General features: G+C 65.9%; 13 protein-coding genes. 8 read left to right on the top strand and 5 right to left on the bottom strand.

Translation table 11 applies throughout. The annotated features are described in order from the left end of the window. A partial coding sequence (locus AC1DDG_RS21315) for a hypothetical protein (RefSeq protein ID WP_476877641.1) occupies window positions 1-254 on the bottom strand: 254 nt, incomplete at its 3' end. Window positions 255-564: 310 nt separating this feature from the next. Here AC1DDG_RS21315 and AC1DDG_RS21310 point away from each other — a divergent pair. The 4 genes from AC1DDG_RS21310 (at window position 565) to AC1DDG_RS21295 (ending at window position 5,458) form a co-directional block, all read left to right on the top strand. Beyond that, window positions 565-2,133 carry an NCS1 family nucleobase:cation symporter-1 gene (locus tag AC1DDG_RS21310; protein ID WP_476877640.1) on the top strand — a complete coding sequence of 523 codons (1,569 nt, stop codon included), beginning with the start codon at window positions 565-567 and terminating at the stop codon, window positions 2,131-2,133. Between the two features lie 28 nt (window positions 2,134-2,161). Beyond that, window positions 2,162-2,905: an aspartate/glutamate racemase family protein gene (locus tag AC1DDG_RS21305; protein WP_476877639.1), complete on the top strand. Its 744-nt coding sequence runs from the start codon at window positions 2,162-2,164 to the stop codon at window positions 2,903-2,905. Window positions 2,906-2,946: 41 nt separating this feature from the next. Continuing rightward, entirely contained in the window at window positions 2,947-3,744 is a 798-nt protein-coding gene (locus AC1DDG_RS21300) for an SDR family oxidoreductase (protein WP_476877638.1), read from the top strand. 217 nt (window positions 3,745-3,961) lie between these two features. Then, the gene (locus tag AC1DDG_RS21295) at window positions 3,962-5,458 is read left to right on the top strand and encodes a cation:dicarboxylate symporter family transporter (RefSeq protein ID WP_230119380.1); all 1,497 of its coding nucleotides are present in this window, start codon (window positions 3,962-3,964) and stop codon (window positions 5,456-5,458) included. Window positions 5,459-5,586: 128 nt separating this feature from the next. Here the strand turns inward: AC1DDG_RS21295 and AC1DDG_RS21290 are convergent, their stop codons facing one another. The 3 genes from AC1DDG_RS21290 to AC1DDG_RS21280 form a co-directional block, all read right to left on the bottom strand. Continuing rightward, complete coding sequence (locus AC1DDG_RS21290; protein WP_230119379.1) at window positions 5,587-5,964, bottom strand: sterol carrier family protein; 378 nt, start codon at window positions 5,962-5,964, stop codon at window positions 5,587-5,589. 53 nt (window positions 5,965-6,017) lie between these two features. Then, the gene (locus tag AC1DDG_RS21285) at window positions 6,018-7,034 is read right to left on the bottom strand and encodes an asparaginase (RefSeq protein WP_476877637.1); all 1,017 of its coding nucleotides are present in this window, start codon (window positions 7,032-7,034) and stop codon (window positions 6,018-6,020) included. Window positions 7,035-7,136: 102 nt separating this feature from the next. After that, window positions 7,137-8,714 carry a molybdopterin-dependent oxidoreductase gene (locus AC1DDG_RS21280; RefSeq protein WP_476877636.1) on the bottom strand — a complete coding sequence of 526 codons (1,578 nt, stop codon included), beginning with the start codon at window positions 8,712-8,714 and terminating at the stop codon, window positions 7,137-7,139. Between the two features lie 131 nt (window positions 8,715-8,845). Between AC1DDG_RS21280 and purD the strand changes: the two genes are divergently transcribed. Both purD and AC1DDG_RS21270 read left to right on the top strand, forming a co-directional pair. Next, window positions 8,846-10,168, top strand: a complete 1,323-nt coding sequence (gene purD / locus AC1DDG_RS21275) for a phosphoribosylamine--glycine ligase (protein ID WP_476877642.1) — start codon at window positions 8,846-8,848, stop codon at window positions 10,166-10,168. Between the two features lie 2 nt (window positions 10,169-10,170). Continuing rightward, complete coding sequence (locus AC1DDG_RS21270) at window positions 10,171-11,121, top strand: phosphoribosylaminoimidazolesuccinocarboxamide synthase (RefSeq protein ID WP_476877635.1); 951 nt, start codon at window positions 10,171-10,173, stop codon at window positions 11,119-11,121. A 74-nt stretch (window positions 11,122-11,195) separates the two neighbouring features. Here AC1DDG_RS21270 and AC1DDG_RS21265 read toward each other — a convergent pair whose 3' ends face one another. After that, window positions 11,196-12,458, bottom strand: a complete 1,263-nt coding sequence (locus AC1DDG_RS21265; RefSeq protein WP_476877634.1) for a helix-turn-helix domain-containing protein — start codon at window positions 12,456-12,458, stop codon at window positions 11,196-11,198. Between the two features lie 131 nt (window positions 12,459-12,589). Between AC1DDG_RS21265 and AC1DDG_RS21260 the strand changes: the two genes are divergently transcribed. Beyond that, the gene (locus AC1DDG_RS21260; RefSeq protein ID WP_476877633.1) at window positions 12,590-12,823 is read left to right on the top strand and encodes a hypothetical protein; all 234 of its coding nucleotides are present in this window, start codon (window positions 12,590-12,592) and stop codon (window positions 12,821-12,823) included. Window positions 12,824-12,923: 100 nt separating this feature from the next. Next, the gene (locus tag AC1DDG_RS21255; protein WP_476877632.1) at window positions 12,924-13,328 is read left to right on the top strand and encodes a hypothetical protein; all 405 of its coding nucleotides are present in this window, start codon (window positions 12,924-12,926) and stop codon (window positions 13,326-13,328) included. The last annotated feature ends 165 nt before the right edge of the window (window positions 13,329-13,493 follow it).

Genomic DNA, 13,493 nt, shown 5'->3' with positions numbered 1-13,493 from the left:
CCCGGGAACTGCGCTTCCTGGTCCGCCGGGATGGTGTTCACATAGTCCGTGGTGGTGACCATCGGAACCCCGACGCTCTGGGCGCCGGCACGCTGCAGGAGACTGCGCATGATGTATTGGGCACGCTCGGTGCCCTGTTCCCTGATCAGCGAATCCAGGGACTCAACCCACTCGGCGGTCTCTTCCGGATCACGATCAGGCAGCTGGTTAGTCAACCCGCTGAGGATATGGGAGGTATCTTCTCCTGCAGCCACGGCAGCCTCGTTTCATCTTTGAATGTTGGGCCTATGTTTTCGTATTGTGAGAAAACATTCTTGCCATTCGAGATTAGGCCGACGTGCCGGTGCCGGTCAAGGCGGCCCCTCCGGTGGGGCGGCGCCGAAGCGCGGCTGGCGCTTGCGGACCGATTGTGACCGCCTGCAGAAGCAGGGCGCCCTTGACCCTGGCGTGACCCAGGTCATACAGTTATTCCACTCTTCAAAATGCTCTTTCCGTAATGTGGAATTTGCTCTTCGGAAGCCTCGTGCTTCCCACTTCCGCCTTCCCTCAGAACTGGAGATCCAGATGCAGACGACCCCATCAGTCGGCGTCGAACCGACTCCCGCACCGACAGTGTTGTCGGGCCAGCCGATCCATCCGGCAACGGGCGTCGAAGCCCTTTGCGAGACAGCCAGTGCCGCCTCCGGCCGCACCATCAGCCCGAGTCTCTACAACGTGGACCTCGCCCCGACCAAGCGGGAAGGCCGGCGCTGGACGGCCTACAGCATCTTTACGCTGTGGGCCAACGACGTCCACAGCCTCGGAAACTATGCGTTCGCCGTCGGGCTGTTTTCACTGGGTCTCGGCGGCTGGCAGATCCTCGTGGCCCTGGGCATCGGTGCCGCCCTGCTCTTTGTGCTGTTGAGTTTTTCCGGCTTCATGGGCCAGAAGACCGGCGTGCCCTTTCCGGTCATGAGCCGTATCAGCTTCGGCATCCGCGGCGCCCAGCTTGCGAGCCTGGTCCGCGGAGCCGTGGCCGTGGCCTGGTTCGGAATTCAGACCTTCCTCGCGTCCGTGGTGCTCCGGGTGATGCTCGTGGCCATGATCCCGTCGCTGCACGAGCTGGACAGCAACTCCATACTGGGCCTGTCCAGCCTGGGATGGACCGCGTTCGTGGCCCTCTGGATCGTCCAGCTCGTGATCGTCAGCTTCGGCATGGAAATGATCCGCAAGTACGAGGCCTTTGCCGGACCGATCATCCTGCTGACCATGGTCCTGCTGGCCGTGTGGGTCTTCATCGAAGCCCGCGGCTCCATCCAGTGGACGGGCATCCGGGGCCTTGAAGGCGGTGAAATGTGGCGGAAAATTTTCGCCGGCGGCGCCCTCTGGGTCTCCATTTATGGAACCTTCGTCCTGAACTTCTGCGACTTCACGCGGTCGGCCAAGTCCAAGAAATCCATCGTCCGCGGCAACTTCTGGGGCATTCCCATCAACATGCTCCTCTTCGGCGCCATCGTGGTGGTCCTGGCCGGCGGCCAGTACAAGATCAATGGCACCATCATCGAAACTCCCTCGGACATCGTCGAGAGCATTCCCAACACCCTCTTCCTGGTCCTGGCCTGCCTCGCCATCCTCATCCTGACCATCGCCGTGAACCTGATGGCCAACTTCGTGGCCCCGGTCTATGCACTCACCAACCTTTTCCCCAAGCACCTGAACTTCCGGAAGGCCGCCTGGGTCAGCGGCACCATCGGCCTGGTCATCCTGCCCTGGAACCTCTACAACAACCCGCTCGTGATCGTGTACTTCCTGGGCGGACTGGGCGCCCTCCTCGGCCCATTGTTCGGCGTGGTCATGGCAGACTACTGGCTGCTGCGCCGCGGCAAGGTCAACGTGCCGGAGCTTTACAGCGACCACCCGCACGGCGCGTATTTCTACAAGAAGGGCGTCAATCCCAAGGCGATCGCCGCACTCCTGCCGGCCTCCGCCATCGCGATTCTCATCGCCTTTGTGCCGGCTCCCGAAGCGGCGGCGCCGTTCGCCTGGTTCTTCGGCGCGGGCGTCGGTGCGCTGACTTACTACCTGGCCGCCGACCGCAAGCAACGGTTCGAAGATGTCGACGGCGAATCGATCGCCGTCGCCAGCACCCACTGACCGCCGACCCGCCACCCAGGAGAAATCCATGCGTATTCTCGTTGCGAACGTGAACACCATCCAGTCCATGACAGACTCCATCGCTGCCCAGGCCCGCAGCATCGCGGCACCGGGAACGGAGATCATCGGCCTCACCCCGAGGTTCGGTGCCGACTCCTGTGAAGGGAACTTTGAAAGCTACCTCGCCGCGATTGCCGTGATGGACCGTGTGGTCAACTACCCGGAACCGTTCGACGCCGTCATCCAGGCCGGCTACGGCGAGCACGGCAGGGAAGGGCTGCAGGAACTCCTGGACGTTCCGGTGGTCGACATCACCGAGGCCGCGGCCAGCACGGCCATGTTCCTCGGCCACAAGTACTCTGTAATCACCACCCTGGACCGCGCCGTGCCGCTCATCGAGGACCGGCTGAAACTGGCCGGGCTCGATGCGCGCTGCGCCTCTGTGCGGGCCAGCGGCATGGCCGTCCTGGAGCTGGAGGAGGAGCCGGAGCGTGCCGTCGAGGCCATCATCGAACAGGCGCTGCTGGCAGTCCGCGGGGACAAGGCCGAGGTGATCGTCCTCGGCTGCGGCGGCATGGCGGGCCTGGACGAACAGATCCGGCAGCGGGCCGGGGTGCCGGTGGTGGACGGCGTGGCGGCCGCCGTAACCATCGCGGAATCCCTGGTCCGGATGCGGCTTTCAACCTCCAAGGTGCGGACTTATGCCACGCCTCGACCCAAGACCGTCATAGGCTGGCCGTTGGTGGCGGCGGATGTTCCCGCTACCCCTTAAGCCCGCCTTGTAGGCCGCCCGCATCACACAGGAGTACCCCCATGACCGCAACGCCGCCTGCAACACCGTTTGCAACGCCGTTTGCAGCGCCACAGCCTGGACGGGTCGCCGTCGTCACCGGGGCCGGTTCCGGCATCGGCAGGGCAGTGGCCCGGCAGATGCTGGCGGAAGGCTACCGGGTGGCCCTGGCCGGACGCCGCGAGGCGCAGCTGCTCCAAACGGCGGAGAGCCACCCGGACGCGCTGGCGGTGCCCTGCGATGTCACGCTGCCCGACGACGTCGAGCGCCTCTTCGCTGCCGTCCTCCAGCGGTGGGGGAGGGTGGACGTCCTGTTTAACAACGCGGGCGTGTTCGGCCCGGCGGCGTCGGTGGACGAGATCAGCCTCACGGACTGGGAAGCGACCGTCGCCGTGAACCTGACCGGTTCGCTGCTGTGCGCCGGGGCGGCCGTCCGGGCGATGAAATCCCAGTCGCCGCAGGGCGGGCGCATCATCAACAACGGGTCCATCTCCGCGCACTCGCCCCGCCCCCGCACAGTGGCCTACGCCGTCACCAAGCACGCCATGACAGGCCTGACCAAGAGCATCGAGCTGGACGGGCGCCCCTTCGGCATCACCTGCGGGCAGATCGACATCGGCAATACCGCCACCGAAATCATGGACACCATCGGCGTCGGCTCCGGCGCCCTCCAGGCCGACGGCACGCGGAAAGTCGAGCCCATGTTCCCCGTGGAGGACGCCGCGCGGGCTGTGCTGCTGATGGCCGGAATGCCGCCCACTGCCAGCGTGGGCTCCGTGGTCATCACCGCCGCCGGCATGCCCTTCATCGGGCGGGGCTAGCAGAAGAAACCACCTTTTCCGCTACGAAAGCGGACATCCGCACCGCGGTTCCCGGGTGCGGATGTCCGAAAACGTGGCGGTTTTTGCATGCCCGGATACGGCACATATTTCCACATTGCGAAAACTCATTTTCCCCTTGCGGAATAGTGTGAGCGGGGTTACTTTTGAATCAGACCCCAATTCCCGGGGCTGTTCCCGATTGAATAGGTACAGATCAATGAAGATCCCAGATTCCTCGGCGCTGAAGGCGAGTTCGGTGCCGTCGAAGAAGAAGCCCCTGTACAGGTCGCTCTTCTTCCAAATTCTGATCGCCGTCGTGGCAGGTGTTCTCATAGGGCATTTCTGGCCGGACCTTGGCTCCCAGCTGAGGCCGCTCGGTGACGGCTTCATCCAGCTCATCAAGATGATCATCGCGCCGCTGATTTTCCTGGTGATTGTCACCGGAATTTCAGCCGTAGGCGACGTCAAGGCGGTCGGAAGGGTAGGAGTCAAAGCACTTCTCTACTTCACAGCGGCCACGCTCTTCGCCCTGGTCTTCGGACTGATCGTCGGCAACCTTGTCCAGCCCGGCGCCGGCCTGAACATTGATCCGAGCACGCTGTCCCAGGAGGCGCTGGACGCCAAAACCGGCCACGCCGTGCCCAAGGACGCTGCGTCCTTCATCCTGGACATCATCCCCACCAGCGTCATCGGGGCCTTCGCCAGCAACAGCCTGCTGCAGGTCCTCTTCTTCTCGGTCTTTTTCGGCGCCGCAATCGTGGTCATCGGCCGCGAGCGCTGCATGCCGGTCATCAGCCTCATGGAGACCGTCCTCGAACTCATCTTCAAGATCATGTCCTGGATCATGAAGGTGGCCCCGATCGGCGCGTTCGGTGCCATGGCGTTCATCATCGGCCAGTACGGTCTCGATACGCTCGGGACCTATGCGCAACTGATCGCCGCCTGCTACGGAGCCGCCCTGGTCTTCATCGGCCTCCTGTTCCTCGTGGCCTGGGGCATCGCACGGGTCCCGCTCTGGCAGTTCCTCAAGTACACCCGCGAGGAGTTCCTGCTGGCCCTCGGCACGGCTTCCACCGAGGCCGTCATGCCGCGCATCATGACCAAGCTGACCAACGCCGGCTGCTCCCGGGCGACCACCGGTCTTGTGGTTCCCACCGGCTACTCCTTCAACCTCGACGGCGCCGCGATCTACCTTTCGATCTCGCTGCTGTTCCTGGCGCAGGCCTTCGGACACCACCTGGACCTCGGCCAGCAGCTCGCCGCCCTCGGCGTCCTGCTGCTGACCTCCAAGGGCATGGCCGGCGTCCCCGGATCGTCCTTCCTCGCCCTCTCAGCAACCGCGGCGGCACTCGGGATCTTCCCGGTGGCAGGCGTGGCACTGCTGCTCGGCGCAGACCGGCTGATGGACTCCATGCGCGTCGTGGTCAACCTCCTCGGCAACTGCGTGGCCACCTTCGTGGTCTCCAAATGGGAGGGCCAGTTCGACCGCAGCGTCATGGTCCGCGCGTTCCGCGGTGAAATCACCAACCACGACTCGGCCATCATGCTCGGCGTCGAGGATGACTTCGAGGACCAGGAGCTCGAGCGGATCAGCGGAGGCGGTCAGCCGTCACCCAAGTTCCGCGGCGGGCCCAACCCGGACGAGATCCCCGAATTCCAGATGACCAGGACATCATCGGCCACCGGAAGCTCAGCCGCCATCCACCACGAATAGCGGCGGCCAGCAGATCACTAACCTTGTCCAACCCCGGTGCGGGTCCGGCTTCCGCTACGGAACCGGACATCCGCACCGGGGTTCCTGCATGCGGATGTCCGAAACCGGGGCGGATGTCCGGAACCGCCCTACAGCGGCAGCAGCGCCGAGAGATCCGCGCGAAGACCGGAAGCCGCCACGCGCCCGGCGTCCACCGCGTCCGCCCAGCCCAACTGGCCGGTCACCATGGCCAGCCAGGTGGCGGCGTCGCACTCTATGACGTTCGGGGGAGTGCCGCGCGTGTGGCGAGGCCCCTCCACGCACTGCGTGACGCCGAACGGCGGAACCCTGACCTCCACCGAGTTGCCGGGCGCCCGGGCGGTGACCTCCTCCAGGGAGTAGCGCACGGCCGTCGCGATCACCGGGCGGGGAACGGCAGTGCCCGACGGCGGCTGGCCCGCTTCCAGCCAGCTGGCCAGTGCCGCTTTGCCTTCGTCGATGTCAATCCTGCGCCGGGCTACTGCCATCGCCGCCTCCTTTGTTGCTGTGGAAGTAAGAGTGTGCCTGCGCGGCCAAGTGCCTAGTCCAGCAGGGCCGAGACAGTGTGGCCCAGCCTGATCTTGCCCACCGGGCGGCCGCCGCCGAGGACCGGCTCAACAACCTTCTCCAGCACGCTGGACACTCCCGGAATGTCCACGGCGCCGGCGGCAGCCAGAATGGTCAGGGCCACGAGAGAGGTGGCCCGCAGGTTGCCGTCGAGCACCTTCACGGCCGCCGAGACCCCCTGCGGCGTGGCCATGACCAGCACGCCCTCGGCACCGATCTTGGCTATGACGTCCAGCTCCTCCATCACGATGGTGTTGGCTTCGCCCCTGCCCTGGACCGCCCACGGGTAGTCCAGCATGGACGTGGCGATCGTGGCTGCCCGTGCGTTGGAGTTCTTGTCGCCGGGTGCCTTGGCGAGCCGGGAGTATGCACGGGCCAACCCCGTCAGGGAAATGGCAGCGACAGGGGCGCCGCAGCCGTCGATGCCCAGGTGGGCGATCCTCTCATCCGAGAATTCCTCGATCACTGTGCGGATGCGCTGCTGAAGGGGGTGGTTGGGCTCGAGGTAGCTGTGCGTGTCCCAGCCGTTCTCCGTGCACGCCCAGAGGAACGCTGCGTGCTTGCCGGAGCAGTTGTATGCCAGCCGTGACTTGCCCTTCTCGGAGCGAGTGAGCCAGGTGCGGGCCGTCTCGTCCTGCGGCCACGCGGCGGGGCACTGCAGCTGGTCCTCCTTGACGCCGGCGGCCTTGAGCATTCCTTCCACCACGTCCATGTGGTCCAGCGACCCGGTGTGGCTGGCGCAGGCGAGCGCCACCTGCGCGCCGCGGAGCGGAACGCCCGACTGCATGGACGCCAGGGCCTGAAGCGGCTTGAGCGTTGACCTGGCCAGGATCGGGGTGGTGATGTCGCCCAGCTGCGTGACCACCGTGCCGTCCGCTGCCAGGACCACTGCCGCCCCGATGTGCCGCGATTCGACGAATCCGCTCCGTTCAACGACCGCGAGCTCGACGGCGGACTCCACAGAGAATGTGGCATGCGAAGTTAGGGGCATGGCCCCAGTCTATGGTGCCGGATTGGCATTCCCCGGGACCTGTTCCGGCAGGCCGTACCGGGCATCCGGGCGGCCTGCCGGACGGCGTGCCTGGGCACGGCCCTACTCGACCGTGACCATCACGGACTGCCAGCCGGACGCGCCGTCCGGCACGGGATCGGCACGCTTTTCCGTCTGGACCTCGCCCGTCCCGTCCGTGGCGCGCGCTCTGATGTAGTGCGGTCCAGGCTTGGCATCCCAGTCGAAGGACCACTGCCGCCACGTGACCACGGAGGCTTCCTCGGACAGCACTGCCTCGGCCCACTCGGCACCGTCGATCTGGACCTCCACCTTGGTGATGCCCCGGGTCTGCGCCCACGCCGTGCCGCCGATCGACACCCGTCCGGCCTTGACCACGGCGAAGGACTTGGGCACCTCCACCCGGGCCATGGTCTTGATGGGACCGCGTTCGGACCAGCCGCGCTGCGTCCAGTACGCCCTGTTGTCGGCGAAGCGTGTGACTTCGAGGTCCACTACCCACTTGGTGGCGGAAACGAAGCCGTACAGTCCGGGGACCACCATGCGCACGGGGTAGCCGTGCTCCAGCGGCAGCGGCTCACCATTCATTCCGATGGCGAGCATCGCGTCGCGGTCGTCCTGCAGGACCTCCAGCGGCGTTGATGCGCTGAACCCGTCGATGGAGGTGGAGAGGACCATATCCGCGCCGTCCTTGGGCCTGGCCCGCTTGAGGACTTCGCGGAGGGGCAACCCAAGCCATTTCGCGTTGCCGGCGAGGTTGCCGCCCACCGGATTGGACACGCAGGTGAGGGTCACATGCGACTCGATCAGCTCGGCGTCGAGCAGGTCCTGGAACGTGAGGCGGACCTCCTGCTCCACGAGTCCGTGCACCCGGAGCTCCCACTCGTCGGCGTTGATTTCCGGCACGCTCAGGGCGGTGTCGATCCGGTAGAAGTCACCATTCGGCGTAAGCCACGGCGTGACGCCTGATGTGGCGGACTGAACCCCGGCCGGAACTGCAAGGGCGACCTTGGCAGGGGCAGGCAGCCGCAGCGACCCGCGCACCTGGGCCACGTTGCTTCGCGCGGCGCTCAGCAGCCGTCCCCCGGCAGCTGCGATGCCGGCCGCCACTGCAGTAAGGCCGGTGGCGGCGAAGAACGCCCGCCGCGTTGTTGCCGGGCGTTCAGGCTCCTTCGCCGCGACGCCAGCCGGAGCATCGGGAAAGGAGTGAAGCCGCCACAGCCGGGAGATCAGGAGCCGGAGCACGACCAGTCCGGCGAGGGTGCCGAGGAGAGTCGGAATGGCGTCGACCGGCTTCACGCTGGCCCGGGTCACCACGCTCGCCACGATCACGGCGCCCATCAGCAGCACCCCGGCCACGCCCAGCGCCCATTTCCGATATGCCACCACGCCCAGTACGCAAGCGAGCAGGAAGATGGTCAGGCCCATGCCAACGAAGAGCGCAGCCTTGTCATTGGTGCCGAACGTGGCGATGGCAAAGTCCTTCATCCACGGCGGCGTGAAGTCGATGAACGTGGAGCCCAGGGCAATCACGGGCGTTGCCCGCGCCGTAAAGAACGCTCCGATCAGTTCCGCAACGGAAAGAACGACGGCGGCCGCCGCCACCCCTGCCACCGCCGCCAGTGCGGCGGGGCCCTTGAGCCACTTCATCAGCTTCTTCATGCCCTTGGTTCGTAGCGGGCGGCCCGCGGGATTGTTCCGGCGCGGTTCCAATGCGTGCGGGGACGCCGGAGCGCGGGGCGGCAGGACATAGCTTAGGAACCAGCGGCGTCCACAAAGTACCCTTGGAGACTGTGAAGGTACTCGTCATTGGCCCCGGTGGCCGCGAACACGCCATTGTCCGTTCCCTGCTTGCAGACCCCAACGTCTCCGAAGTCCACGCGGCTCCGGGCAACGCCGGCATCAGCAGGCTCGTCCCCACGCACGCGATCGACGGGAACGATCCGGATGCCGTAGCGGCTCTCGCCACCCGGCTCGACGTCGACCTCGTGGTGGTGGGCCCCGAGGCTCCGCTCGCCGCCGGCGTTTCCGACGCGGTCCGGGCCGCCGGGGTTCCCGTGTTCGGGCCGAGCAAGGCCGCCGCCCAGCTGGAGGCGTCCAAGGCTTTTGCCAAGCAGATCATGGCTGAAGCCGGTGTTCCCACCGCCATGGCGCTGGTGGCCGGCAACGCCGAGGAAGCCGCAGCCGCCCTGGACACCTTCGGCGCGCCGTACGTGGTCAAGGACGACGGGCTGGCCGCGGGCAAGGGCGTGGTGGTCACCAACAACCGGGATGAAGCTCTGGCCCACGCGCAGACCTGCTTCGACGCCGGCGGAACCGTGGTGATCGAGGAATTCCTGGACGGTCCCGAGGTTTCCGTGTTCGTCCTCTGCGACGGACGCAACACCGTGGCGCTGTCCCCGGCGCAGGATTTCAAACGCATCTTCGACAACGACGAAGGACCCAACACCGGCGGTATGGGCGCCTACACCCCGCTGGAATGGGCGCCCGAAGGCCTGGTCCAGGAAGTCATCGACCGGGTGGCCCAGCCTACGGTCAACGAAATGGCACACCGTGGCACCCCGTTTGTCGGCGTCCTGTTCGTCGGCCTGGCCCTGACTTCCCGCGGCACGCGCGTCATCGAGTTCAACGTCCGTTTCGGCGACCCCGAGACCCAGGCCGTGCTCGCGCGGCTGAAGACGCCCCTTGGTTCCCTGCTCCTGTCGGCTGCCAGGGGCGAACTGGACCAGGCAGAAGAGCTGCGCTGGTCCAAGGAGACTGCAGTCGCCGTCGTCGTTGCCTCCGAAAACTACCCCGACACCCCGCGTACCGGCGACCGCATCCGCGGGCTGAAGAAGGTGGACGAGCTTGACGGCGTCCACGTGATCCACGCCGGAACGAAGCTTGACGACGAAGGCAAGGTGGTCTCCGCCGGCGGCCGCGTCCTCGCGGTGGTCGCGCTTGGTTCCGACCTCGTGGAGGCCCGGGAAAAGGCCTACGACGGCGTTGAGCTGGTGCAGCTCGAAGGCGCCCAGTTCCGCCGCGACATTGGCGGCAAGGCGGCCCGCGGTGAAATCAAGGTGGCGTCCGGCAGTTCCTCTGCCCAGGCAGCCTCCGCCCCGAAAGCGAAGGCATGACAGTGGCAGAACCTGAGAACACCGCCGCCCCCAAGCGCGGCCTGGACACGTCCACCCTGGAGCTTCCGGGCTGGAAGCACACCTACTCGGGCAAGGTCCGCGACCTGTACGAACCGGCTGACGACTCCATCAACAGCCGGTTCGGGCAGGACTGCGTGCTGGTGGTGGCCAGCGACCGCATCAGCGCCTATGACCACGTGCTCAGCAGCGAAATCCCGGACAAGGGCGCCATCCTGACCCAGCTGAGCCTGTGGTGGTTCGACCAGCTGGAGGTCGAGCACCACGTCCTGGCGTCCACTGTGGAGGATGGCGTGCCCGCGGCGGTGGAAGGCCGCGGCATGATCTGCAAGAAGCTCGAGATGTTCCCGGTGGAATGCATTGCCCGCGGCTACCTCACCGGCTCGGGCCTCGTGGAGTACCGGCAGTCCGGCACCGTCTGCAGCATCCCGCTCCCCGAGGGACTCGTGGACGGCTCCCGCCTGGCGAAGGCGATCTTCACGCCCTCGGCCAAGGCCGAAGTAGGTGAGCACGACGAAAACATCAGTTATGACGCCGTGGCGTCCATGGTGGGCGATGACATCGCCGGCCGCCTCAGCGAACTGACGCTGAAGATCTACGCCAAGGCCGAGCAGATGGCCCGTGAGCGGGGCATCATCCTGGCGGACACCAAGGTGGAGTTCGGCTACGACGTCGTCACGGGCGCCATCACGCTGGGCGACGAGGTCCTCACTCCCGACTCCTCGCGGTTCTGGGATGCCTCAACGTACAAGCCCGGCCAGGCCCAGCCCTCGTACGACAAGCAGTATGTCCGCGACTGGCTGACGTCCGCCGAGTCGGGCTGGGACAGGGCCTCCGACACACCGCCGCCGGCCCTGCCTGCGGACGTCGTGCAGCGCACCCGCGCGCGCTACGTTGAGGCCTACGAAAAGCTCACCGGCCGGACGTTCGCGTAACGGCGGCCGCCCCTCCGTCACGGAGCGGTCCCCTCCGGGTCGGAGCAAGTCTCCGTTCCGGAGGGCGGCCGGTCCTAGCTGGCTTCGGCTGCCTCGGCCCGGCGCTGCGCGAGCCTGATCTCCAGCATGGCGTCCAAGGCCTGCTGCACGCGGTCCTGCGCGCCGGCCCCGCTGAACTCCCGCTGGGCTTCCTGCAGGAGCACCAGGGCTTCCTCGGATTCGCCAGCGGCCTTGAGCGACTTGCCCAGGAGCAGCGAGACCTCGCCCGCGGTGTGCTTGGCAAGGGCGCTGCGCTCGGCATGAATTTCGCGCAGCTTCTGCACCGCCGCCACGATGTCGCCGGTGAGGTAGAGCCAGCGGGCACGGATGAAGGCCACCTCTAGCTGGTCCGTCTTGTTGCCGCCCACGATGGACAGCGCGAGTTCGGCGCGCTCAATGGCGGAGAGGGTTTCGGGTTCCACGATCCCGGACGAGAGCCGGACGGCGGCCGAGGCCTTGTTGAAGCGGGCCCAAAGATCGATGTCGTTTGCAGGGGACAGCAGCTTGGCCGCGCGCTCGTGGTGCTTGATGCCCTCGGGGTAGTCGTGGCGCATGAAGGCGACGTTCCCGATCACCCAGGCCACTTCGCCGGCCAGCTGGGACATGGATTTCTCGTCCATTTGCTCGTTCATGTCCTGGCAGTACTTCCAGGCCTCGTCCAGACGGCCGCTCTCGGCGAGGGCGCCGATCAGGGCGCGGAGTGCGCCGATGATCAGCGTGGAGCCCTTGGGAAGCTGGGCGCACAGTTCCACGGCCTTCTGGGCATGCTCGACGGCGGCCGCCAGTTGGCCCTGTCCGTGGCACAGTGCGGCGAGCATCTGCCGGGCACGCACGCCGAGGCCGGCGGACTCGGTGGCCATCGGATGCTCCGAGAGGTGCTCCATGATCTTCTGGCACTCTTTGAGCTGGCCCTGCTTCATGAGGCATTCGGCCTGCATGTAGGTCATGTTCCACCAGGCGCTGGTGTTCTTGCCTTCGAGGGCGATGCGCGCGGCGGTGGCAGCATGGTCGGCGGCAAGCGCGTAGTCACGGAGGTCCCAGGCCTGCCGGGCGTACAGCCCCGCCAGGACGTATTCGGCGTCGCTGACCGAGATAGGCTGACTCCAGGCCTCAAGCGCCTTTGGCGCGAGCTCCAGCCGGCGTGCAAGCTCCTCGATGACGTCTGCGGTCGGTTCCCGTCGGCCCGTTTCAAGCAGCGAGATATAGCTGGGGGAGTAAAGGTCCTTGCCCAGTTCCGCCTGGGTCAGGCCACGCTCGAGCCGCTCTGCTCGGAGCTTCTCTCCGAATCCGTTCCCCACGGGATTCCTCCTCATTCCGGACAGTCTTTGTACACAATGCTTGACAGCCCCTGTGGAAAACATTTTACAATGTATGTCAACAAGGACTGTGCTGACTATGTAACGAAACCGACTCTTATTGAGGAACTCACATGTTGAAGAAGATTGCAGCCGCTGCCGTTCTGGCAGGGGCACTTGCATTCTCCGCCACGGCTCCGGCCGTTCTGTCTGCCGGTTCTATCGCTGATAACGCGGGCTCCGCGGTTGCCATTGGCAACTGGCCGGACCCCATGCGCGTGAAGGACGTGAACAAGCCCACCATCGGCAACTGGCCCGATCCTATGGATTCCCCCGCCACGATTGGCAACTGGCCGGATCCGATGTAGCAAGGCTTTTTCAGAAACCGGGCCCCGGGACATGCGCGAACCATGTCCCGGGGCCGTTTTCTTTCCACCACGTTGCGGCCGTCACATGAAGGGACACATTGTGAAGCGACAGGGAACCAAGCGTCAGGGAACCAAGCGACAGGGAACCCAGCGCCAAGGATCAAAGAGGCACGGAGCCAACGGGCTGCAGCGGGCATACGTCCTGTGGAGCATCGCCGGCACCTCGCTGCTGGTGGCCGCGGTGGCCGGGACATCGGTGGCCGGCGTGCTGAGCGGAACGGCCGACGCCGGGTCCTTTGTCTGGGGGATCGTCGGCATCGCGGCGCTGCTGGAGTCCCTGGTGCTCTTTGTGGTCGGCCTGCGGCTGCGCCACAGTTACGTGAACTCCGTCCAAACCTACGAGAGCCGGGGCGGTTACCTAGAGGACGACGGCTCGAACCGGGTCAGGATTCCCCTGCTGGGTGACGGGCAGGCGCGGCAGAATATCACCAACCAAGGGTTCTGAACCCGGCGGAGGATGCGGGTTATAGGACAAAACGTGTGTATGGGAGGGGCTCGCTTCCCAGTGTTGGCGGGCGAATTCCGGGATGGCTAAGCTTTCGAAGCTTAGGGTGGCTGGGGTGCTTGCATATCTCTGGAATGTCTTGTCTGCGGTCAATCGCTGGTACGG

This window comes from Arthrobacter sp. 10L430 (assembly GCF_056395245.1).
The sequence above is the reverse complement of the archived record's forward strand: the minus strand, read 5'-3'. Positions and strand labels throughout refer to the sequence as shown.

Bases quoted from the DNA above. Each gene is read 5' to 3' on its own strand.
- AC1DDG_RS21310 (WP_476877640.1), top strand. From the start codon at position 565: ATGCAGACGACCCCATCAGTCGGCGTCGAACCGACTCCCGCACCGACA.
- AC1DDG_RS21305 (WP_476877639.1), top strand. From the start codon at position 2,162: ATGCGTATTCTCGTTGCGAACGTGAACACCATCCAGTCCATGACAGAC.
- AC1DDG_RS21300 (WP_476877638.1), top strand. From the start codon at position 2,947: ATGACCGCAACGCCGCCTGCAACACCGTTTGCAACGCCGTTTGCAGCG.
- AC1DDG_RS21295 (WP_230119380.1), top strand. From the start codon at position 3,962: ATGAAGATCCCAGATTCCTCGGCGCTGAAGGCGAGTTCGGTGCCGTCG.
- AC1DDG_RS21290 (WP_230119379.1), bottom strand. From the start codon at position 5,964: ATGGCAGTAGCCCGGCGCAGGATTGACATCGACGAAGGCAAAGCGGCA.
- AC1DDG_RS21285 (WP_476877637.1), bottom strand. From the start codon at position 7,034: ATGCCCCTAACTTCGCATGCCACATTCTCTGTGGAGTCCGCCGTCGAG.
- AC1DDG_RS21280 (WP_476877636.1), bottom strand. From the start codon at position 8,714: ATGAAGAAGCTGATGAAGTGGCTCAAGGGCCCCGCCGCACTGGCGGCG.
- AC1DDG_RS21260 (WP_476877633.1), top strand. From the start codon at position 12,590: ATGTTGAAGAAGATTGCAGCCGCTGCCGTTCTGGCAGGGGCACTTGCA.